General features: G+C 73.4%; 17 protein-coding genes. 9 read left to right on the plus strand and 8 right to left on the minus strand.

Going from position 1 to position 20,898, the window contains the following annotated elements; translation table 11 throughout:
• Nucleotides 1–176: 176 nt before the first annotated feature.
• Together ABTZ99_RS18025 and abc-f are read right to left on the minus strand one after the other, a co-directional pair.
• Entirely contained in the window at nucleotides 177–1,838 is a 1,662-nt protein-coding gene (locus tag ABTZ99_RS18025; protein ID WP_498779597.1) for an ABC-F family ATP-binding cassette domain-containing protein, read from the minus strand.
• A gap of 3 nt (nucleotides 1,839–1,841) precedes the next feature.
• Nucleotides 1,842–3,467, minus strand: a complete 1,626-nt coding sequence (gene abc-f, locus ABTZ99_RS18030; protein ID WP_498779596.1) for a ribosomal protection-like ABC-F family protein — start codon at nucleotides 3,465–3,467, stop codon at nucleotides 1,842–1,844.
• Nucleotides 3,468–3,756: 289 nt separating this feature from the next.
• Here abc-f and ABTZ99_RS18035 point away from each other — a divergent pair, with 289 nt between their 5' ends.
• Complete coding sequence (locus ABTZ99_RS18035; protein ID WP_498779595.1) at nucleotides 3,757–4,788, plus strand: DUF2330 domain-containing protein; 1,032 nt, start codon at nucleotides 3,757–3,759, stop codon at nucleotides 4,786–4,788.
• A 65-nt stretch (nucleotides 4,789–4,853) separates the two neighbouring features.
• Here the strand turns inward: ABTZ99_RS18035 and ABTZ99_RS18040 are convergent, their stop codons facing one another.
• The gene (locus ABTZ99_RS18040; protein ID WP_499612381.1) at nucleotides 4,854–5,276 is read right to left on the minus strand and encodes a cupin domain-containing protein; all 423 of its coding nucleotides are present in this window, start codon (nucleotides 5,274–5,276) and stop codon (nucleotides 4,854–4,856) included.
• Between the two features lie 468 nt (nucleotides 5,277–5,744).
• Here ABTZ99_RS18040 and ABTZ99_RS18045 point away from each other — a divergent pair, with 468 nt between their 5' ends.
• Nucleotides 5,745–6,656: a carbohydrate-binding protein gene (locus ABTZ99_RS18045; protein WP_499612383.1), complete on the plus strand. Its 912-nt coding sequence runs from the start codon at nucleotides 5,745–5,747 to the stop codon at nucleotides 6,654–6,656.
• Between the two features lie 268 nt (nucleotides 6,657–6,924).
• Here the strand turns inward: ABTZ99_RS18045 and ABTZ99_RS18050 are convergent, their stop codons facing one another.
• The 3 genes from ABTZ99_RS18050 to ABTZ99_RS18060 form a co-directional block, all read right to left on the minus strand.
• Complete coding sequence (locus ABTZ99_RS18050; RefSeq protein WP_499612385.1) at nucleotides 6,925–8,004, minus strand: DUF4034 domain-containing protein; 1,080 nt, start codon at nucleotides 8,002–8,004, stop codon at nucleotides 6,925–6,927.
• 317 nt (nucleotides 8,005–8,321) lie between these two features.
• Nucleotides 8,322–10,082: a hydroxysqualene dehydroxylase gene (locus ABTZ99_RS18055; RefSeq protein WP_499612386.1), complete on the minus strand. Its 1,761-nt coding sequence runs from the start codon at nucleotides 10,080–10,082 to the stop codon at nucleotides 8,322–8,324.
• A gap of 219 nt (nucleotides 10,083–10,301) precedes the next feature.
• The gene (locus tag ABTZ99_RS18060) at nucleotides 10,302–10,763 is read right to left on the minus strand and encodes a hypothetical protein (protein WP_499612387.1); all 462 of its coding nucleotides are present in this window, start codon (nucleotides 10,761–10,763) and stop codon (nucleotides 10,302–10,304) included.
• Nucleotides 10,764–10,873: 110 nt separating this feature from the next.
• On the opposite strand from ABTZ99_RS18060, the gene ABTZ99_RS18065 reads away from it, so the two are divergent.
• The 4 genes from ABTZ99_RS18065 (at nucleotide 10,874) to ABTZ99_RS18080 (ending at nucleotide 16,305) form a co-directional block, all read left to right on the plus strand.
• Nucleotides 10,874–11,545: a DNA alkylation repair protein gene (locus ABTZ99_RS18065; protein WP_499612389.1), complete on the plus strand. Its 672-nt coding sequence runs from the start codon at nucleotides 10,874–10,876 to the stop codon at nucleotides 11,543–11,545.
• Between the two features lie 195 nt (nucleotides 11,546–11,740).
• Nucleotides 11,741–12,646, plus strand: coding sequence for a glycosyltransferase (locus tag ABTZ99_RS18070; RefSeq protein ID WP_498779586.1), 906 nt, complete (start codon nucleotides 11,741–11,743; stop codon nucleotides 12,644–12,646).
• Between the two features lie 9 nt (nucleotides 12,647–12,655).
• Complete coding sequence (locus tag ABTZ99_RS18075) at nucleotides 12,656–14,521, plus strand: ABC transporter ATP-binding protein (RefSeq protein WP_499612391.1); 1,866 nt, start codon at nucleotides 12,656–12,658, stop codon at nucleotides 14,519–14,521.
• The gene (locus ABTZ99_RS18080; RefSeq protein ID WP_499612393.1) at nucleotides 14,518–16,305 is read left to right on the plus strand and encodes an ATP-binding cassette domain-containing protein; all 1,788 of its coding nucleotides are present in this window, start codon (nucleotides 14,518–14,520) and stop codon (nucleotides 16,303–16,305) included. Before ABTZ99_RS18075 ends, ABTZ99_RS18080 begins: the two co-directional genes overlap by 4 nt.
• Nucleotides 16,306–16,314: 9 nt before the next feature.
• Here the strand turns inward: ABTZ99_RS18080 and ABTZ99_RS18085 are convergent, their stop codons facing one another.
• On the minus strand, nucleotides 16,315–16,614 hold the full coding sequence (locus tag ABTZ99_RS18085; RefSeq protein WP_498779581.1) for an ArsR/SmtB family transcription factor: 300 nt from the start codon (nucleotides 16,612–16,614) through the stop codon (nucleotides 16,315–16,317).
• 61 nt (nucleotides 16,615–16,675) lie between these two features.
• Here ABTZ99_RS18085 and ABTZ99_RS18090 point away from each other — a divergent pair, with 61 nt between their 5' ends.
• The 3 genes from ABTZ99_RS18090 (at nucleotide 16,676) to ABTZ99_RS18100 (ending at nucleotide 19,518) form a co-directional block, all read left to right on the plus strand.
• Nucleotides 16,676–17,728 carry a flavin-containing monooxygenase gene (locus ABTZ99_RS18090; protein WP_499612425.1) on the plus strand — a complete coding sequence of 351 codons (1,053 nt, stop codon included), beginning with the start codon at nucleotides 16,676–16,678 and terminating at the stop codon, nucleotides 17,726–17,728.
• Nucleotides 17,729–17,839: 111 nt separating this feature from the next.
• Complete coding sequence (locus ABTZ99_RS18095) at nucleotides 17,840–19,264, plus strand: condensation domain-containing protein (protein WP_499612395.1); 1,425 nt, start codon at nucleotides 17,840–17,842, stop codon at nucleotides 19,262–19,264.
• Nucleotides 19,261–19,518, plus strand: coding sequence for an acyl carrier protein (locus ABTZ99_RS18100; protein ID WP_498779579.1), 258 nt, complete (start codon nucleotides 19,261–19,263; stop codon nucleotides 19,516–19,518). The genes ABTZ99_RS18095 and ABTZ99_RS18100 overlap by 4 nt, the downstream gene beginning before the upstream one ends.
• Nucleotides 19,519–19,674: 156 nt before the next feature.
• Here ABTZ99_RS18100 and ABTZ99_RS18105 read toward each other — a convergent pair whose 3' ends face one another.
• On the minus strand, nucleotides 19,675–20,538 hold the full coding sequence (locus ABTZ99_RS18105) for an SDR family NAD(P)-dependent oxidoreductase (protein WP_498779578.1): 864 nt from the start codon (nucleotides 20,536–20,538) through the stop codon (nucleotides 19,675–19,677).
• Nucleotides 20,539–20,898: the final 360 nt, after the last annotated feature.

Genomic DNA, 20,898 nt, shown 5'->3' on the forward strand with positions numbered 1-20,898 from the left:
CAAGCCCTCACACAGAGTCGAGCACCCCGGGAGAGCACATGAGCACCGTCACGATCACCACCGGCAACGGTCGCCCCAACGACTGGCGCACCAGCCGTCCGAACGACTGGCGCCGCTGAACACCGCCGGCCCGGCCGCCACCCCCGCACGTGCGGCCGGGCCGCCCCACTCCAGGGTCAGCCCCGCTCGTCCACGATCGCCGGCCCGACCTGCGGCGTCTCGGTTGGCACGGGGTCGACGCGGACCTCGGCGCCCGGCCACCGCGAGCGCAGCCTCCGGTCGTGACTGGCGAGCACGATCGCGCCCGGCCCCGGCCCGAGGGCGTCCTCCAGCTCGTCACAGAGCGTAGGGGAAAGGTGGTTCGTGGGTTCGTCGAGCAGCAGCAGTTCGGGCGGGTCGGCCACGACCAGCGCCAGCCCGAGCCGCCGCCGCTGACCCACCGACAGCTCGCCGACGGGCTTGTCCACGTCCCACTCGTGCAGCAGCCCCAGCGAGACCAGCGGAACGGACTCGGCCCGCGCCGTGCCGAGCACCGCTTCGTACGTCTCCCGCGCGGTGCGACCGGGCCGGTCGAACCGGGTGTCCTGGCCGAGCAGGCCGACCCGGAGCCCGGGGCGTCGGCGCACACCGCCCGGTTCGAGCACGCCCGCCAGCACCAGCAGCAGGGTGGACTTGCCCGCGCCGTTCGGACCGGTGACCAGCAGCCGCCCGGTGGCGGGCACGTCGAGTCGGGCGAGCGCGAGCCGTCCGGGCACGACCACGTCGCGCAGGGACACCAGCACATCGTCGGGCGACCGCTCCGCGGGCGCGTCCGCGAGGACGTCCGGGTGGAAGCGCAGCGGCCTCGGCGGCGCGGGGACCTGCCGCCGCTCCAGCTCTTCGAGCCGGCGCGCCGTGTTGCGCACGCGGCGCGCGATCTGGTTCTGCACCCGGCCGGCCCGGTGCCCGTAGCCCATCTTCTCGCTGTCGCGCGGGGCGCGGTTCGGCGCGACCCGGTGCGCCGTCACGCCGAGCGCGTCGCGCAGGGCGGCGAGCGCTTCCTGCTCCGCGGTGTAGCGCTCCTGCCACCGCACCCGTTGGGTGCGCTTCTCGGCCAGGTAGGCGGTGTAGTTGCCGCCGTGGCGCACCGGACCGCCCGGCGCGGGATCGAGGTCGACCACGTCCGTGCACACCGCGTCGAGGAACGCCCGGTCGTGGCTCGCGACCACCACGGCGCCCGGCAGGCCCCGCAACTGCTCCTCCAGGAAGCCGGCGGCGTCGTCGTCCAGGTGGTTGGTCGGCTCGTCCAGCAGCAGGGCCGACGGCCGGCGGACCACCAGCGCCGCCAACGCGAGCCGCGCGCGTTGGCCACCGGAGAGCGAGGCCAGGGCGCGGTCGTGCGCGACGTCGTCCAGGCCGAGGCCCGTGAGCACGATCTTCGCCCGCCGGTCGGCGTCCCACGCCTCGTGCCGCTGCGCGTGGTCGAGGCGCTCGGCGTAGGCGGCGAGGAGGTCCGCGTCGTCCGGGGAGTCGGCGAGCAGGCCGGCGAGCCGGTCGAGCTCGGCGAGGTCCTCCCGCGCGCCGGCCAGCGCGTCGTCGAGCACGTCGGCCACGGTGGCCGCCGGGTCGAACGACATCTCCTGGTGCAGGTAGCCGAGGTCGGCCGGCCGCTCGACGCGGCCCCGGTCCGGGTGGTCCACGCCCGCGAGCAACCGCAGCAGCGTGGACTTGCCGGCGCCGTTCTCGCCGATCAGGCCGATCCGACGGCCCGGCGCGGCGGTGAGCGAGACGCCGTCGAGGACGCGCCGGCCACCGAGGACGCGCACCAGGTCGTGCGCGAGCAGTGCTGCTTCGACCATGGTTCAGCCCGCCACCGGCTCGTCCAGCAGCCGGCCGTCGGCCAGCCGGAGCCGGCGGCCGACCCCGATCTCGGCGAGGAACCGCTCGTCGTGGCTGACCACGACGAACGCGCCCTGGTAGGCGTTGAGCGCGCGCTCCAGTTGCCCGGCGCTGATCAGGTCGAGGTTGTTCGTCGGCTCGTCCAGCAGCAGCAGTTGCGGCGCGGGTTCGGCGAACAGCACGCAGGCCAGCGTGGCCCGCAGCCGCTCGCCGCCGGACAGGACGCCGACCGGGAGGTGCGCCCGGGCGCCGCGGAACAGGAAGCGGGCGAGCAGGTTCATCCGCTGCGCCGGCGGCATCGCCGGTGCGAACGCGGCCAGGTTCTCGGCCACCGTGAGCTCGCCGTCCAGCAGGTCGAGCCGTTGCGACAGGTAGGCGATCCGACCGTCGGCCCGCTTCACCTCGCCGCCGTCGGGCTCCAGGTCGCCGTGGACGATCCGCAGCAGGGTGGACTTGCCGACGCCGTTGGCGCCGGTGAGCGCGATCCGCTCGGGCCCGCGGATGGCCAGGTCGGCTCCCGCGAGCACCTCCCGCTCGCCGTAGCCCGCGCGCAGGCGTTCGCCCAGGAACAGCGTCCGCCCGGCGGGCACGGCGGTCTGCGGCAGCTCCAGGGAGATCTTCTGCTCGTCCCGCAACGCCCGCTCGGCCTCGTCCAACCTGGCCTTGGCCGCGTCGACCCGCGCCGCGTGCGTCCCGCTCGCCTTGCCCGCCGACTCCTGCGCGTTGCGCTTCATGGTCCCGGCGAAGATCCGGGGCAGCCCCGCGCTGCCGAGGTTGCGCGCGGCGTTGCTCGCCCGCCGCGCGGCGCGTTCACGCGCCTGCTGCATCTCCCGCTTCTCGCGCTTGAGCTCCTGCTCCACGTTGCGGATGTTCTTCTCGGCGACGTCCCGCGCGGCCTCGACCGCCCGCTCGTACTCGGTGAAGTTGCCGCCGTAGTAGCGGAGTTCGCCGCCGTCGATCTCGGCGATCCGGTCCACGCGGTCGAGCAGGGCGCGGTCGTGGCTGACCACGAGCAGGCAGCCGTGCCAGTCGTCCAGCACGTCGTAGAGCCGGTGGCGCGCGTCGAGGTCGAGGTTGTTGGTCGGCTCGTCCAGCAGCAGCACGTCCGGCCGCTTGAGCAGCTGGGCGGCCAGGCCGAGGGACACGACCTGGCCGCCGCTGAGCGTGTGCAGGCGGCGGTCCAGGGCGAGGTCGCCGAGACCGAGCCGGTCGAGCTGGGCGCGGGTGCGCTCTTCGACGTCCCAGTCGTTCCCGATGGTGGTGAAGTGCTCTTCGGCGACGTCGCCGGACTCGACGGCCGCCAAGGCGCGCAGGACCGGTGCGACGCCGAGGACCTCGGCGACGGTCGGCTCGCCGGTCAGCGGCAGGTCCTGCGGCAGGTAGCCGAGCACGCCGTCGACCACGACGCTGCCCGCCGAGGGCCGCAGCTCGCCCGCGATCAGCTTGAGCAGGGTCGTCTTGCCCGCGCCGTTGGGCGCGACGAGACCGGTGCGGCCGGTCGGGACGGTGCAGGACAGCCCGTCGAAGACGGGGGTGTCGTCGGGCCAGGAGAAGGACAGGCCGGACACGACGACGCAGGTTTCGGACATGGGTGAGAGACCTCTGAGGTGATGCGGGCGACGAATGCCCAAGAGGAAAGGTGGACGACTGAAGACGGCCACGGCACTGGCGCCGGTGGCCGATCACATCCGGGGCTCACCCGGAGATGTCGTCTTCACCACTCACGTCGAGTCTCCTTCACACGGCTCTCCGACTGCACGATAGCAAACCCCGGCGGCCGCCGCCGAGAGCGGACCCGGGCGGTGTGGCCGCCCCCACTGATCAGGACCGGCGGCCGGATGGCGGAACCCGGCGGTCGTCGGCGGCGTCGGACGGGGCATGGCAATCGGCCGAATGGCGACCCGGATCCCGGTGGTGCTCGCGCTCGCCGCCACGCTCGTGGCGGTCGACCCCGCGATGTCCGGTGCGTGCGCGTGCGGGGCGTTCGTCGCGAACGACAAGCTGCGCGCGCAGCAGGAGACCGCGCTGGTGGAGCTGACCGGCCGCACCGAGTCGATCACGCTCTCCGTGCAGGCGCGTTCCGAGGCGACCCAGGCCGCGTTCCTGATGCCGGTGCCCGCGCGCGCCCGGTTCGACGTGGCCGAGGGCGAGCTGTTCACCGAGCTCGACCGGATCAGCCGCCCGGACGTCGAGGTGCGGCGCGTGGTGGTGGACGGTGACGGCGCGGGCGCTCCACCGGGGTCCGATCGCGGGGCCACCGTCGTCGACCACGTCGAGATCGGGCCCTACGAGGTCGCCCAACTCGCCGGCACGGACGCCACCGCCGTGACGGAGTGGTTGGGGCAGCACGACTTCACGCTGCCCACGGCCCTGGGAGGCGCGCTCGGGCCGTACCTGGCGGAGGGCTGGCTCGTCGTCGCGGTGCGCCTGGCGCCGACGTCCGGCAGCCTCGCCGACGGCCTGCCGCCGATGCGGCTGGCGTTCGAGACCGACACGCCGGTCTACCCGATGCGGCTGTCGGCCACGGCCGAGGGCAGGCAGCCGCTGCGCCTGTACGTGCTGGCCGACCACCGGATGGACGTCACCAACCCGGCGCCCGCGGGCAGCGCGCCCGACCTCACGTTCGCGGGCGAGGTGCGGCCGGACCCGCGGTATCCGACGTTGTCCGCGGCGCTGACCGGGCCGCGCTTCCTGACCCGCTACGACGCGGAGTTCCGGCCGGCGCACATCACCGACGACATCCGCTTCACCCGCTCGGCGACCGACGAGCCCCACCGCGCGGTGGTGGTCGTCAACGAGTACGTCCGCTCGTCGTGGCCGCTGCCCGCGTTGCCGTTGACCCTCCTCGGCCTGGCGCTGGTCGTCGGCGCGGTGGTGCTCGTGCGGCGTCGCCGGCCGGTCGGGGAGTGAGGGCGGGTCGGCGTTCTCGGTCACGGGGTGCCGTCGCTCAGGACACCCGCTGTGCCGTCCGGCGGTCACTCGAACGGGCAGCCAGGGTTCGGTGCGTCGACCGCCAGCGGGTTGCCCACCGGGTTCACGTACAACACCTCCAGCACCAGTGGTTCCGCCTCCAGGTTCCGTCCGAAGTGGACGTAGCCGGGCCCGCTGTCCTCGGCGATCGCCTCACCGCGGCGGTACACGCCGTCCACCGCGCAGTCGGCGCGGTGGTGGGTCAGGGTCCCCGCTTTGACGAGACCGAACACCGGACCGGGGTGGTAGTGCCAGCCCGTCGCGCCACCCGGCGCGATGGTGACCTCCCGGACGACGTACTCCGTGTCACCGACCACGTGCTGGAACAGCGTGACGCCGCTGACCCCGGTCCCCGGGGTGGCCGACGCCGCGGGCGCCAGACCCAGGCCCAACACCACCGCCGAGCAGATCCCCACCACGTTGCGCATGACTCCAGCATCCTCCTCACCGCCGGCGCCTCCACGATGATCACCCGGACGGACGATGAGCGGCCCTCGCGCCGTCGTGTGAACCTCGTCGTTCCACAGGGTGGGCCGGCGAACTTCGTCCTCCAGCGGGAACCCGTAGGTTCGCGGCACCGCCGACCGGAGGCCGCGAACCGCGTTCGTCGAGCCCGAACGTGGAGTGCCGGGGGCACTGGGCACACCGAGGGGCGACGGTTCGGACGTCCGCACGCACCGTGATCGCGCTCTGGCCGCGGTCGCGGGGGAGGAGCAGGCTTCGGACGCCGCAACGTCCTGGGGGACATCGCACGCGTCGTTCGCGCCCTTCCACGTCCGCGGTACGCCAATCCCCTTTGTCGGAAGGAAACGGCAGTGCCGTCTTCATCGCTCCCACCACGCCGATCGCCACTCCGCCGGATCGCCGTCGCGGTGGTGGCCGCAGGCGCGCTCCTGGTGCCCGCAGTGCCCGTGTCGGCGGCGGCGGACGAGCCGGCCGCGGTCGCCCAGCCCACGCCCGACTCGCCGGTCAGCGGGAGAACCGTGCCCGCGCTGCGCGGCGACGCGGCCAGAGCCGCGGCCGGCGCGAAGCTCAGCGAGCAGGTCCTCGAGCGGGGCGCGGCGTTCCAGGCGGGCCACGACCGGCGGCGGCCGGGTGCCGACGCGGTGCCGCTCCCGCCGTGGAGCGGTGCCCTGCACTCCGTCTGGGGCGCGTTCCCGACCGTGGTCTCCGACGGCGCGCAGGCGACCCACACCATCAACCCCGGCATCAGCATCCCGTCGGGCAACCCCGACGTGGTGTACGCGCCGACGCTCGTGCCGAGCGGGAAGACCTGCATCGAGGTCACCACGTTCTACTGGCAGGGCGGCAACGGCGTCGGCGCGTGGGACTGGTGCGCGGCCTCGCCCGGCTTCGCCGCCGTGGCCTGGATCGACTCGACCTTCCTGAGCACCTACACCACGACGTTCCAGGGCCTGCCCGCCTACACCGTGCTGGACGTGCAGACCGACGCCGTGACCAACTCCTGGACGGCCTACCTGTACAACTACACCACCTCGACCTGGGACGCGTTGTTCACCAGCGCCGACCCGATCAAGCTCGTCGACCCGCACGGCGGCTGGAGCATGTTCGAGGTCTACACCGAGTACGACGCGACCACCGGAGAGGGCTACTACTGCTCGGAGACCTACGGCACCCAGTTCCACGCGGCAAACCTCCAGATCAAGGTCAACGGCACGTGGACGGCGCTGACGACGGGCAACTCGTCGGTGACGCCGCCGGGCAGCGTGTCCAGCACCGACTTCGGCTGCTACGGGCTGTCGTTCACGTTGCAGACGGCGAACAGCCACTGGCAGGTGTCGCACTGACCCGCCTCGGGCCGCACCGGCGGTGACCGCACCGGCCCGACCTCGGTGCGGGCGGTCCTGCGCCGCCCGCACCGAGGGCGATCGCCACCCACACGGGCGACCTCCCCGGGCGTTTGCCTCCCCGAAGCGCGCTCGGGTTCACACCGGTCGACGAGCGCGACACCGAGCAGCCGTTGCGGGAGCGGCTGATGCGCAGGCTGCGCGAGACGTACCGCCCCGAGTTCCTCCGGCACTGCGGATCGCGCGTCCGCTGTTCCCCCAGCCGGGCCTAGGAAGGCTTGCGCGCGCCCTTGCACGCCTCGATGCGGCCTTGGAGGAAACCGAGGCGGGGGTTGGAGAAGTAGTTCTGCCACGGCTCGCCGTCGGCGTGCGGGCCGAGGACGCGGAACTGGTCGAGCGCCTCGTCGTAGCGCTTGGTCACCAGCAGGGCGGCGATGGCGAGGCCCCGGTCGGAGCGCAGCGCCTTCGTGGCGGCCCCCTCACCGGCCAGGCGCGGCAGCAGGACGTCCAGCGCGTCGCGCACCATCGGCGACCGCCACACCTTCGGGTCGTCCCCGACGCCTTCGAGGGCGGCCATGAGCGGCAACGCCGCCAGCGCGGGCGACGTGTTCATCGCACGCACGGCGAAGTCGCACATCAGCTCGTGCGACCCGCTCCACTTGCGGCACCAGTACTGCAGGGCCTGCACGTGCCCGGACCGGTGGTGCGGCGCGCGTGCGACGAGCTCGTCCCACACCCGGCCGAACCGGTCGTGGTCGTTGGACAGGCCGCGGGCCGTCATCGCCAGCGAAGTCCACGGCGTGGGGTCCTCCGGCAGGGCGTCGGCCGCCTGGTGCGCCGCGACCTGCGCCCGGGACAGCACGCGGTGGAACCCCTCGAACTGGGCCCGGCTGGTCTGCGCGGCGCGCGCCGTGCCACGCGCCTCCCACGCCAGGTACACCAACGACTGCGCGTACAGCACGGCGAGGTCGCCGTTGCCGGGGTCGACCTCGTGCCACTCCTGGAGGAAGCCGCCGTTGCGGACGGCGCACTCGGCCAGCGCCCGCACCACTTCCTCGCGGCGGTCCCAGTTGCCCCAAGTGGACGACAGCAGCCGGGCGGCGGGCTCCCACCGGCCCTCGTCCGCGGCGGCGGTCGCGGTGTCCAACTCCGCGTCGACCGGTCCCCGCGCGACCACCTCGGCGTCGGGCACGAGACCCCAGCGGGTGACGTCGACGCGCCCCGTGAGCCGGGCCGCGACGACCTCGTCGGGCAGGTCCTCGAACTCGACGCCGCGCCGCTTGGCCTCCCGCATGAGCGAGATGACGGCGAGGAGCTTCCCGGGCTGCTTCAGCAGGGACAGGACCACGTGGTGCTCTCCTGGGTCGAACCGGCCTCGGGCGGGCACGCCTTCGGCGGTGGGCGGTGCGCTCCGCGCGGCCGGGGCCGTTGGCGGCAGCTCTGGTCCGACGCGGTCGGTGACGCCCGTCGGTCTCTCCCGGACGGTGCCCACCGGAGGTGTCGAAGCGCGCCGAAAGGCGGCCCGCCGGACGCTACCGCCATGATCTACTCGCACAAAGACGGTGAGCTGAGAGGAAAGCCACACCCCTTGGTGTAACGCGGTGACGGCCTCCCGGCGGACCGGCTGAGCCGCCATCAGCCCCGCCCTCCGGCAGGCCGGACGGCTCAGAGGTCGAACGCGTTGGGCAGGCCGAGCCGGTAGTTCACCTCGTCCTGGGCCTTGAGGAGCTCGAACTCCGGCGCCCGGTACAGCTCGTGCACCACCGCCCGCGGAGCGCTCGACCCGGCTTCGTCCAACAGCGCGTTGACCGCCAGGCGGGCGGTGCTGTTCGCCGCTTCCATGCTCGCGCCGTTGATCGGCGCCCGGACGTAGTCGCCGGCCAGGAAGAGGTTGGGCACGGCGGTGCGCGCGGTGGGGCGCCGGCGCCAGGAACCGACCGGCTGCACGACGAGCTCGTCGGCGTTGACGGGGTTCGGCCCGCCCAGCCCGGTCAGACCCGGGTCCAGGAACCAGGTCACCAGGGACGACCGGTCGAGCACCGTCCGACCGGAGTCGTTGAGGTGCTGCTCGAGCTGGGCCAGCACCTCCTGGACGATCTGCTCCTCGGTGAGCTGCTTCGCGGGCCGGCCGAAGAGCACGCCCGGTTCGTCCCAGTCCGAGATGATGACGGACACGCAGTCCGCCGCGCGGCCGTCGCCGTAGTCGGCCGGGAAGTCTCGCGCCGGCCAGAACGCGGCCTGGCTGATCGAGCTTAACGACCACGGCGCGTGGATGTAGTACACGTGACCGCGCACGAGGGGAGTGGGCCGGTCGAAGTAGAGCATCAGGCCGGCCATCCACTGCGTCTCCAACGTCGCCGCGTCGCGCAGACGAGGATCGGCCGCCAGGAGGTCGGCGTTCCACACGCGTCGGGCGTGGTCGACGGGCAGCGCGCAGACGTAGTAGTCGGCCTCGACCGCTTGCGACCGCCCCTCCGGGTCGCGGGTGCGCACCGCCGAGATCCGCCCGTTGTCCACGACCAGGTCCTCGATCGCCCACCCCAGGCGGAACTCGACCCCGAGGTCGCGCAGGTGCCGTTCCCAGGGATCGACCCACGCCTCGTTCGTCGGCAGGTTCAGCACCCGGTCCAGCGGACCTTCGCCACCGCGGCCCAGGAGGTTGAACAGCACCTGCTCGGTGACGAGGCCGGCGGTGTGCGCGCTGGCGTTGTCCGTCCTGGTGGAGCTGAGCACGCGGGTCGGCCCGTAGACGAAGATCCGCTGGTAGTCCTCGGACTTGCCCCGCGCCCGCAGGAAGTCCGGCCAGGTCGTGTGCTCCCACTGGCCGAGCCGGCGTTGCTCGCAGCTGGTGAGGTAGACCAGCACGCGCTGGGCGAACACCGCGGCCTCGTGCGGCGGCAGGTGGAAGGCCGTCTCGACCGCGGCACGCACCTGGCGCAGCAGGAGGTCCGGCGTCAACCACGCCAACGGGTCGTCGGGGAGCGTGAGCGGGATGCGCAGGTCCTCCCGGCCGCCGGCGAACGAGGCCAGGAACTCGGAGGCGGGGACCAGGTTGTCGTGCACGCCGTTGGCGTTGCCCGGGAACGGTATCCGCCGCAGCGTGTCCGGGAGGTCCTGGTAGAAGCCGAAGAAGATGCGGAAGCCGTGCTCACCCGGCAGGTCGCGCCGACCGCCGTGCCCCGTGCCCGGCACCGGCATGCTGCGGACCTTGCCGCCGAGGGCGCGCCGCTCGTAGAGCGTGACCGGGAACCCGCGCTCGGCCAGTTCGTGCGCCGCCGTGAGGCCGGCGACCCCACCGCCGAGGACGGCGACGGTGGCCGCCGGGGAACCGCTGCCCGCCGCGGCGAGCCCCGGCAAGCCCAACCCCGCCAGACCGGCGCCCGCGCCCGCCAGGAAAGCACGACGACTCAGCCCGAACCCGTCCACGAATCCGCACCCCCTCGACCGAGGTCACCGGGCAGCACTCTAGTCCCGTCGACCAGCTCGCCCGGTGATCGCTCGATCGGGAATCCGTCCCTGGAAACCCTTTCACCGCAACGGTTCTGTGCCCTCGAATCGGTCGGAACGTCACCTTGGTCGCCGGGGCCTACACCGTACGAGGCGGCAGAGAATCACCTGTTCGGGCGTCCCGCTGCGGACGCACGGTCACCGCGGGCCCAGCTTCAGCACCGCCTGGTCGCCCCGCACCTCCCCGACCGTGAACGCCTGGTCGTTGAAGATGCCCACCCAGCCCGGAGGACCCGCCAACAGGCCGGTCATCCCGCTCGACGGATCGGGCCGCACCCCGGCCCGACCGCCGCCGACCACCACCGTCAGCGGGCCGGTCGGGACGTGCAGCACGTCACCGGTCTTGACCACCACCTCGCAGCTGCCGTCCGCGCACGCGGCGAGGTCCGTGCCGTCGGCGGCGGTGGGCGGCGGGCCCGGAGCCTCGGTCGTGGTCGTGGTCGTGGTGGTGGTGGTGGTTGGACGGGCAGTGGTGGACGAGATCGTCGTGGACGCGACCGACGACGGCGCAGCCGCGGTGGTGGTCGTTCCGGTCCCGCAGGCGGCCAACAGGACCACCGGCAGCGCGACGAGTACCCGGCGGGCGGGGTGAGTGACCATGTGCCGAACGTAGCCGGCCGGCCGCTCCGGAGGTCGCCGGCCGGCAGCTACCGGCCAGGACGCCCGCCGGCTCGTAGGCTGACCCGAGGACGAGCGGACCGGAGGGTGGGATGGTCGGGACGACGGTGGCCGAGGTGATGGCCGAGCTGTTCGCGCTCGAGGACCCGCGGGCACGCGCGGTGAACGAGAAGCACGGCGACGACCACGGCGTGAACCTGGGCGAGCTGCGCGCGATCGCCAAGCGGCTGAAGACGCAGCAGGAACTCGCGCGCGAGCTGTGGGAGACGGGCGACACGGCGGCGCGGCTGCTGGCGCTGCTGATCTGCCGCCCGAAGGCGTTCGAGCGCGACGAGCTGGACGCCATGTTGCGCGACGCGCGCACCCCCAAGGTGCACGACTGGCTCGTGAACTACGTGGTGAAGAAGCACCCGTCCGCCGAGGAGCTGCGCCTGGCCTGGTCCGCCGACCCGGACCCGGTGGTCGCGAGCGCGGGCTGGGCCCTGACCACCGAGCGCGTGGCCAAGAAGCCCGAGGGCCTCGACCTCGACGGGCTGCTCGACGTCATCGAGGCCGGGATGGCCGACGCGCCCGAACGGCTGCAGTGGGCGATGAACCACTGCCTGGCCCGGATCGGGATCGACCACCCCGACCACCGCGCCCGCGCGATCGCCATCGGCGAGCGGCTGGAGGTGCTCAAGGACTACCCGACCCCGCCGAACTGCACCTCGCCGTACGCGCCCGTCTGGATCGCCGAGATGGTGCGCCGACAGCACGACCGGTAGCCGACCACCCCCGGTCGGCGGTGCGAACCGCGGCCGGCGGGACTTCGTGCGCGGTGTTGACCGGCGCTCGCGCGGCTCGGCAGACTTGCGCGGTGATCGGCGGGGACTCGCCCAGGAGAGCGGATCTCCCTCATGGGCCCGCAGGATCCCCTGCCCTCGTCGTACGGGGCGGGACCTCGACAAGGAGAGCCTCTCGTGGGTAGCTCGTTACGCTGCACGGTCATCGTCCCGACCTACAACCGGCGGCGGTTGCTGGAACTGACGCTCGACTCGCTCGCCAAGCAGGACCTGTCCCGTGACCGGTTCGAGGTGTTCGTCGTCGACGACGGTTCCACCGACGACACGGCGGCCGCGGTGCGCGGGTTCGAGGACCGGTTGGACCTGCGGTACTTCTACCAGCCCGACGAGGGGTACCGGGTCGCCGAGGCCCGGAACCTCGGCATCCGGCACGCCACCGGCGAGGTCTGCGTCTTCGTCGACTCCGGGGTGCTGCTGCACTCCGGGAGCCTGAGCGCGCACGCGGCCCGTCACGAGGCGTCCGGGGAACCGTTGGCGCTGAACGGTTACGTGTACTGCTTCAACCTCGACAACGAGGACGCCGACCTGATCCGCAAGGTCGTGGACGTCGAGGACGTCGACGGCTCCATCGCGTCCATGGCGGGCACGGGGGCGTGGCCGGACGTGCGCGAGCCGTTCTACGCCCGGCACTCCGACGACTTCGGCCACCTGCCCGCGCCGTGGCTGATGTACTGGACCTGCCACGCGTCGGCGCGCACGGAGCAGGTGCGCTCGATCGGCATGTACGACGAGGAGCTCCGGCAGTGGGGCGGCGAGGACCTCGACCTCGCCTACCGGCTGCACCGCGACGGCGCCCGGTTCGCCGTGGACCGGGCGGCGAGTGCCATCCACTACCCGCACGAGAAGGACCAGGGCGCGAACACCAAGGCCGCCCTGGAGAACTACCGCTACATCGCGGAGAAGTACCGGACGCCGATCACCCGCCTGCTGGTCGAGGAACCCCGGATCCGCTTCTCGGACTTCAACGACGTCATCGCGGAACGCGGCCTGCCCCGTTGCGCCGACTACCCGACCGCCGGGTAGGTGGCCGGCATGTGGGACGTCGCGCGGGAGCAGTTCGCCGCACGACGGGACATCGCCCGCCTGCTCCCCCGCGCGGGCGGCCCGCTGGTCGCCGCGCTGGTCGGGGTGAACCTGCTGCTGGGCTGCCTCCCGGTGGTGTTCACCGTGGCGACGGCCGTGGTGCTCGGACGCGTGCCGGCGGCCGTGGCCGGCGGGCCGGACTCCGCCGCGTGGGACTCGCTGGTCGCGGTGTTCGGCGTCGCGGCGGGCGCGTTCGTCGCCCGGCAGCTGCTCTCGCCGGTGGAGCGCGCCCTGGGCGAGCTGGTGACGCGCCGGATCGACGGCGGGGTGTTCGACGAGCTGATGGCCGCGTCGCTGCGCAGCCCCGGCCTCGGCCCGCTCGAGGACCAAGAGGCGCTGGACGCGCTGCGCACCGCCGCGCGGGAGGTGGAGTTCGGCGTGCAGAGCCCCGGTCGGGCGGCCACCGGACTGCTCGCGCTGATCGCGCGCTACACCGAGCTCGTCGGCTGCGCGGTCGCGGTGGGGGCGGTGTTCTCGTGGCCGGCCGCGGCGGCGCTGGTCGTCACCGTGCTGCTGTTCCGCCACGGCCAGCGCGGCGGGCTGCGCCGGTACGCCAGGACCCGGTCCCTGCTCGCCGCCGACCAGCGGGAGATCGACTACCTGCGGGAGCTGGCCGGCGGCGGCGCCGCGGCCAAGGAGATCAGGGTCTTCGGCCTGGCCGGCTGGTTGCGGCAACGCCTGCGCGACACCCACTACCGCTTCCTCGAACCCCTCTGGGCCGAACGCCGCCGCATCTACCTGTGGCCGTTCGTCCGGTTCTCGGTCGCCGCCCTCGCGGTCACCGGCGTGGTCTTCGCGGTGGTCGGCGCGACGGCGCACGAGCTGACGCTCACCGGGTTCGTCCTCGTCGCGACCGCGACCCTCGGCCTGCTGCGGCTGGCCGAGCACTACCCGGAGGCGGACCTGCCGACCGCGATCGGCATGAGGGCCTACGACGCGGTGCGGCGGTTCGCCGAGCACGTCGACGCGCACGAGGAGGAGCCCGCTGCCGTGCGGCGGCCCGCGGTGCCCGAGCCGGTCGGCGCCATCCGGTTCGAGCGGGTCTGCTTCCGCTACCCCGGACAGCGGCGCGCGATCTTCGACGGGCTGGACCTGACGATCCCGGTCGGCCGGTGCACGGCCATCGTCGGCGTGAACGGCGCCGGCAAGACCACCCTGGTCAAGCTGCTCGCCAGGCTCTACGAGCCGACCTCGGGCACGATCACGCTCGACGGCGTCGACCTCCGCGCCTTCCCGGTCGACGAGTGGCGCGCCCGGCTCAGCGTGATCTTCCAGGACTTCGTGCGGTACGAGTCGTCCGTCGCCGACAACGTCGGGCTGGGCGCCGTCGGCTCCCTGCACGACCGCGACGCGATCCGCGAAGTGCTCGACGCGGTCGGCCTCGGCAAAGCCGTGGACCGCCTGCCCCTCGGGCTGGACACGCCGCTGGCGCGGCACCTCACCGGCGGAACGGAGCTCTCCGGCGGCCAGTGGCAGCGCGTCGCGCTGGCGCGGGCGTTGTTCGCGCTGCGCCACGGCGCGCGGGTCGTCGTGCTCGACGAACCGACGGCGAGCCTGGACGTGCGCGCGGAGGCCGGCTTCTTCGAGGAGTTCGCCGGCCTGGCCGCCGGCGCGACCACCCTGCTGATCTCCCACCGGTTCTCCACCGTGCGGCACGCCGACCACATCGTCGTCCTGGAGGACGGCCGGGTCGTCGAGCAGGGCGGCCACGCGGAGCTGCTGGCCCTCGACGGGCGCTACGCGGAGCTGTTCCGGTTGCAGGCCGACCGGTTCGTCGGCGCGGCGGGCGCCGTGGTTGAGGGCGTGGCCGGGTGAAGGTCCTCCTGACCGGCGCGTGGACCATGATCGCCACGGCGTGGCGGCTGAACCCGCGCAAGACGGCGCTGGCGGTGGTCCTGATGACGGCCGGCGCCGTCGCCGCTCCGCTGCTGGCCGCCGCGCTCGGGTGGATGACCCGCGAGGTCGTCGCGGGCGAGGTCGGGTCCGCGGTGCTCGCGGGCGTGGCGGTGGCGGTGCTGGCGGTGACGGCGCTGGCCTTCGCGCACTTCGCCCACCTGGCCTACTACGAGCTGTCCGAGCTGGCGGAGCTGGACTTCGACGAGCGCGTGATCGAGGTGGCGAACGCCTCCGCCGGCATCGAGCACCACGAGCGGGCCGAGCACGCCGACACGTGGACCGTGCTGCGGCAGGAGGGCAGGCAGTTCCGGACCGGTCTCGAAGCGCTGCTCAACGGTGTCGGCCTCGTCCTCGCCGTGGTGCTCACCGCCGTCCTGCTCGCCGTGCAGAACCCGCTGCTGTTGCTGCTGCCCGCGGCCGCCGTGCCGCCCCTGCTCGCCGGTCGCCTGGCCGAGCGGGTGCTCGACCGCGCCCGGACGGCGACCGCGGAGCCGACCCGGACCGCGCTCAACCTGTTCCACCTGGCCACGTCCGCCCGCCTGGCCGGCGAGCTGAGGGTGTCCGGGGTGCGGGACGAGCTGCGTGCCCGGCACGGCCGGCTGTGGGAGCAGGCGACGCGAGGGCTGTGGCGCGCGCACCTGACCGCGACGTGGGCCCGCGCGGCGGGGCAGGTCGTCTTCGCGCTCGCATACGTCGCGGGCGTGCTGCTCGTGGTGCGCGACGCGATAGCCGGCCGGCGCGGCGTCGGCGACGTCGTGCTGGTGATCGTGCTCGCCGCCCAGGTCAACCAGCAGGTCGCCACGGCGGTCACCCTCCTGCAGGACTTGCAGAGGATGGCGGGGGCGTACCGCCGGCTCACGGAGGTCGCCGCGTCGGTGACCGCCGCCGACCCCGCTCCGCCCCGCCACTCCCCGCCGCCGCGGCGGCTGCACGACGGCATCGACCTCGCCGGGGTGGCCTTCGCCTACCCGGGCGCCGACGTCCCCGTGCTGCGCGACGTCGACCTCCACCTGCCCGCCGGCGCCACCGTCGCGATCGTCGGCGAGAACGGCGCGGGCAAGTCGACCCTGGTCAAGTTGCTCTGCGGGTTCTACCGGCCGACCGAGGGGCGGATCCTGGTCGACGGCGTCGACCTGCGCGCCGTGCCGGTCGACGAGTGGCGCACGCGGATCGCGGCCGGCTTCCAGGACTTCGTCCGCTACGAGTTCGCGGCCCAGCAGGTGGTCGGCCTCGGCGACCTGCCCCGGGTGTCGTCGGAACCGGCCGTCCGCGCGGCCCTGGAGCGCGCCGACGCCACCGGCGTGCTGGACGACCTGCCCGACGGCCTGCGCACCCGGCTGGGCAAGAGCTACGCCGACGGCGCCGAGCTGTCCGGCGGCCAGTGGCAGAAGCTGGCGCTGGGCCGGGCCATGATGCGGGAGGCCCCGCTGCTCCTCGTGCTGGACGAGCCGACGTCCGCGTTGGACCCGGAGGCCGAGCACGTCCTGTTCCAGCGGTACGCCGACCACGCGAGACGGGTCGCCGCCCGCACCGGCGGGATCACCGTCTTCGTGTCCCACCGCTTCTCCACGGTGCGCATGGCCGACCTGATCGTCGTCGTCGGCGGCGGCCGGGTGGTGGAGACCGGCGACCACGCCGCGCTCACCGCCCGCGGTGGCCTCTACGCGGAGCTGTTCGCGCTCCAGGCGAAGGCGTACAGCTGACGCGCCGGCTCAGTCCGGGGGTGGGCAGCAGGTCGCCAGGTACGCCTGGAGCTCGGCGAGCGCGGTGGCGATGCCGGCCGGGTGCGCGCGGTAGTGGACGGTCTTGCCGTCGCGGCGGGCGGTGAGCAGACCGCCTTGGCGCAGCAGGGAGAGCTGCTCGGAGGCGGTGGAGTGGGCGATGCCCGCCCGTGCGGCGACCTCGCCGACGGTGAGCTCGGTGTTGCCCGTGAACGCCAGCATGAGCTGCTGCCTGGTCTCGCTGGCCAGGGCTTTGAGGAAGAGGCGTGAGGTCTCGCCCAGATCGGCCACGGCTCCAGGATCGCAGACGTATCGTCATTTCGCGAATCTCCGATACTATCGGTGTATGTCGATGGACGAGTGGGTCGTGATCGGCGGTGGCCAGTCCGGGTTGGCGGCCGCGTGGGCGGTGAAGGCGGCGGGCGGTCGGCCGGTAATCCTGGAGGCGGGGGAGCGGCCGGTGGGGTCGTGGGCCGGCTACTACGACAGCCTGACGCTGTTCTCGCCGGCGCGGTTCAGCTCGTTGCCGGGGTTGGCGTTCGGCGGTGACCCGGAGCGGTACCCGCACCGGGACGAGGTGGTCGACTACCTCGCCCGGTACGCGGAGTGGCTCCAGGTCGACGTCCGCACGGGGTGCCGGGTGGCGAAGGTCGTGGCGGGTGACGGCGGGTTCGAGGTGCTGCTCGCGGACGGTCGGCGGCTCGGCGCGGCCCGGGTGGTCGCGGCGACCGGCGGCTTCGGCACGCCCCACCGGCCGGCGCTGCCGGGGTTGGACCGGTTCACCGGGCCGGTCGTGCACGCGGCGGAGTACCGCGATCCGGCGCCGTTCGAGGGCAAGCGGGTCGTGGTGGTCGGCGCGGGGAACTCCGCGGTGCAGATCGCGGTCGAGCTGGCGTCCCGCGCACGGGTCACGGTGGCGAGCCGGCAGCCGGTGAAGTTCGTGCCGCAGCGCCCACTCGGGCGCGACGTGCACTGGTGGTGGCGGGTGACGGGGGTGGACCGCGCGCCGATCGGGCGGTGGCTGCCTCCGCAGTTCTCCACGCCGGTGTTGGACGCCGGCGCCTACCGGGCCGCGATCGAGGCCGGGCGCCCGGACCGCAGGCCGGTGTTCACCGGTCTGGACGGCGGCACGGTCACGTGGGCCGACGGCCGCCGCGAGCCGGTGGACGCGATCGTGCTGGCCACCGGCTACCGGCCCGGCCTGGGATACCTGGAGGCGATGGGGGCGCTGGACCCCGACGGCCGACCACTGCACCGTGATGGACTGTCCACAAAGCACCGAGGACTGGGCTACGTGGGCCTGGAATGGCAGCGCACCTTGGCTTCGGCCACCTTGCGCGGCGTCGGCCCTGATGCCCGGCACGTCGTGCGGCGCCTGCGGGGCGGTCGACGTCACCGATCGTGATCACTCGAAAGTGCAAGCCCGTCACGCTCACGAGGGATCGACGCCCGCGGGCCCAGGGTGAAGGCTGTGCCCTTCACCGGCCACCAAAGGGAGCTGATCAAGGGCATGCTGATGACGACGCTCTCTGAGTACCGCGTGCGTCCTGGTCGGCTCAGGGAGTGGTCGCTGGATGATGCGCCCTTTCGGGAAGCGGCACGGTCGGTCGAGCGCGGCACACCCCTGTCCTACAACCAGGAATGGCACCTGAGGTTCGTCTCCTCGCTCGCCGAGCGCGGCGCCTGGGTCCCGCACTGGATGGGGTTCAGGTTCGAGCTGGCCGGGCCGCTGGACGTCGAGGCGTTCCGCGAGACGGTGCGCACGTGGGTGGAGCGGCACGAGACGTTGCGCAGCGGGTTCCACGTGGTGGGGGCCAAGGCGGAGCGCGTCACCGTCGACCCCGCCGCGGTGTCCGTCCAGGACGTGGTCGTCGGCGACTTCGCGAGCGACGACGACCTCCGCGCCTGCCTCCAGCAGCGCATCGACGACGCGACGGGCGCGTTCAGCTGGCCCAGCTACGTGGTGGAGACCGTGGAGCGCGCGGATTCCACCACGGTCGTCGTGGGGATGGACCACGCGCACACCGACGGGCTCTCCATCATGACCGCCGTCGGGGAGTGGCAGGACCTGTACGCCGCCGTGGCCGCCGGGCGCCCGGTCGAGCACCACGGGGTCGGCAGCTACGTGGACTACGGCGTGGCGGAGCGGGCCGCCGCCCGCGAGGTCGACGCCGACCACCCGGCCGTCCGGGAGTGGGCCCGGTTCATCGAGGCCGGTGGTGACCGGCTGCTGCGGTTCCCGCTCGACCTCGGTGTCGCGGACGGCGACGTGCTGCCGCACACGAAGCAGGACGTGCTGCTGCTGGACGCGCTGGAGGCCGACGCGGTCGAGGAGGCGTGCCGCGACGCGGGCGGCGGGTTCCTCGCCGGGCTGCTCTGCGCCCTCGCGGTCGTCGCCCACCAGGTCACGGGCGAGCCCGTCTACCGGACGGTGATGCCGGCGACCACCCGCACCAGGCGGGAGTGGCTGCGGTCGATGGGGTGGTACATCGGCGTGGGCCCGGTCGAGGTCGACCTCGGCGCGGCGGACGGCTTCCTCGACGTGGTGCCCGCCGCGCACGAGTCCGCGAGGACCGCGCTGCGCCTCAGTCGCGTGCCGATCGCGAGGATCGCGGAACTCCTCGGCCTCGAACGGGAATTCGAGCGCCGGATGCCCGAGGTGTTCCCGTTCGTCTCCTTCGCCGACATGCGGGTGGTGCCGGGCATCCGGCACTGGCCGGAGTGGGACGCCCGGCCCCTGATCCGGATGAGCACCAGCGGCAGCAAGGTGAACCTCTGGGCCCACCGCACCGACGAGGGGTTGTGGCTGACCGCCCGCTACCCGGCCACGGCGACGGCCGACGCGAGCGTCGCCGGCTACCTCGACCGGGTGCGCGAGGTGCTCCAGAGCGTGGCGAAGACCGGTGACTACCCGTTGAGGACAGAGGGAGAGACGGCATGAGTTCCGCCCAGGCGATCGTGGGGACCATCCTGGTGGGTCAGTTCAAGATCCGCCCGGAGGACATGACCCCCGAGGCGACCCTGGCCGACCTGGACATCGACTCGCTGACCGTGGTCGAGCTGATCGAGGCCGTCGGCGAGGAGGTGGGTGTCCGGATCAGCGAGCACGAGGTGAGCCAGTGGCACACGATCCCGGACCTGGTGGCCACGGTGGAGGCGAAGCTCGCGCAGCGGTCGGCGGAGGCAGGCCGGTAGCGATGCGGCAGGCCCGTCCGAAGTGGACGGACGGGTGGCCGGCCCAGTCGGCGTGCGGTCCCAGTACGTGACCCCGTCCCACGACGTGCGGCCCCGGGTGCTCGTCAGCCCCCGGACCGCCGTCACGGATGACCCACCGGCGTCGGGCGGGGTCGGTCAGGCTCCCGCCGAGGGCGCCTCGACGGCGCGGTGGCCGTGCGCCTCGGCCGACAGGTCCTGCCAGTCCTCCCACATCTTCAGCCGGGCCGCGTAGGCCTGCTGGATCAGCGGGTAGAAGCCCTGGCCGAAGAGCACCCGCAGGGGTGGCTGGTCGAGGTCGACGATCTTGAGCAACGCCTGGGCGGCGGCGGCCGGGTCGCCGGCGGGTTGCTTCGCCACGAGCCCGGCGAGCCGCCGGCGCAGGCCGTCGTAGACCGGGCTGGTCTCGGCCATGTGCCCGTTGTCCAAGGGGTCGGGGTTCTTGCCGTTCCTGGTGGCGAAGCCGCCGGGCTCGATCACGGTCACCTTGATGCCGAACTCGGCGACCTCCTGGGCGAGGGCCTCGTTGAAGCCCTCGACCGCCCACTTGGACATGTGGTACGCGCCGCCGAGCGGCATCGCGACGAGCCCGGCCGCCGAGGACAGCTGGACGATGTGCCCCGAGCCCTGCTCCCGCAGGTAGGGCAGCGCGGCCTGGACGACCCACACCGCGCCGAACAGGTTGGTCTCCAACTGGTCGCGCAGTTCCCGCTCGGTCAGCTCCTCGATCGCGCCGACCTGGGCGTAGCCCGCGTTGTTCACGATGACGTCGAGGCGGCCGAAGTGCTCGTTCGCCCGCTTCACGCCCTCGAAGACGGCGGCCTTGTCGGTCACGTCCATCTCCAGGGGGAGGACCGCGTCGCCGTAGGTGGCGACGAGGTCGTCGAGGGTCGCGGCGTTGCGGGCGGTCGCGACCACCTTGTCGCCGCGCGACAGGGCGGCCTCCGCGAAGTTGCGGCCCAGGCCGCGCGACGAACCGGTGACGAACCAGATCTTGCTCACGATGTCGTTCCGTTCTGTTGCCTTGTGCTGACGCGCATAAGGCACCGGTGACCCCGGTCCTGTGACAGCGCGGCGGCGTGACGTGCGCCACAGGGCGCCGGCGGGCGGAGTGGCGCGAACGGAAACCGGCCGGCCCGGCGGGATCCGCGAGCGACGGGCCGGTTGGGGCAGCCTCCGGCCGTGCTGGGGGAGAGCAGCGGCCGGAGGCTGGTTCGAGGGTCGGCGCGGCGGTCGCCTCTCGGCGAGTGGCTCGACGCGGCTCCAGCCGAACGGTGTTCCGCGAAGGCGATGAGTGAGGCCCGGGGGACACGGACCGCACCGACCAGTCCGTACAACGCGCGGGGCGCGATCGGCTGTTCC

Source organism: Actinosynnema sp. NPDC002837 (genome assembly GCF_040295345.1).
Classification (GTDB): domain Bacteria; phylum Actinomycetota; class Actinomycetes; order Mycobacteriales; family Pseudonocardiaceae; genus Actinosynnema.

Excerpts from the sequence above, each read along its gene's own strand:
- ABTZ99_RS18090 (WP_499612425.1), top strand. The coding sequence starts at position 16,676 with ATGGACGAGTGGGTCGTGATCGGCGGTGGCCAGTCCGGGTTGGCGGCC.
- ABTZ99_RS18095 (WP_499612395.1), top strand. The coding sequence starts at position 17,840 with ATGACGACGCTCTCTGAGTACCGCGTGCGTCCTGGTCGGCTCAGGGAG.
- ABTZ99_RS18025 (WP_498779597.1), bottom strand. The coding sequence starts at position 1,838 with ATGGTCGAAGCAGCACTGCTCGCGCACGACCTGGTGCGCGTCCTCGGT.
- ABTZ99_RS18040 (WP_499612381.1), bottom strand. The coding sequence starts at position 5,276 with ATGCGCAACGTGGTGGGGATCTGCTCGGCGGTGGTGTTGGGCCTGGGT.
- ABTZ99_RS18100 (WP_498779579.1), top strand. The coding sequence starts at position 19,261 with ATGAGTTCCGCCCAGGCGATCGTGGGGACCATCCTGGTGGGTCAGTTC.
- abc-f (WP_498779596.1), bottom strand. The coding sequence starts at position 3,467 with ATGTCCGAAACCTGCGTCGTCGTGTCCGGCCTGTCCTTCTCCTGGCCC.
- ABTZ99_RS18065 (WP_499612389.1), top strand. The coding sequence starts at position 10,874 with ATGGTCGGGACGACGGTGGCCGAGGTGATGGCCGAGCTGTTCGCGCTC.
- ABTZ99_RS18075 (WP_499612391.1), top strand. The coding sequence starts at position 12,656 with ATGTGGGACGTCGCGCGGGAGCAGTTCGCCGCACGACGGGACATCGCC.
- ABTZ99_RS18035 (WP_498779595.1), top strand. The coding sequence starts at position 3,757 with ATGGCAATCGGCCGAATGGCGACCCGGATCCCGGTGGTGCTCGCGCTC.
- ABTZ99_RS18060 (WP_499612387.1), bottom strand. The coding sequence starts at position 10,763 with ATGGTCACTCACCCCGCCCGCCGGGTACTCGTCGCGCTGCCGGTGGTC.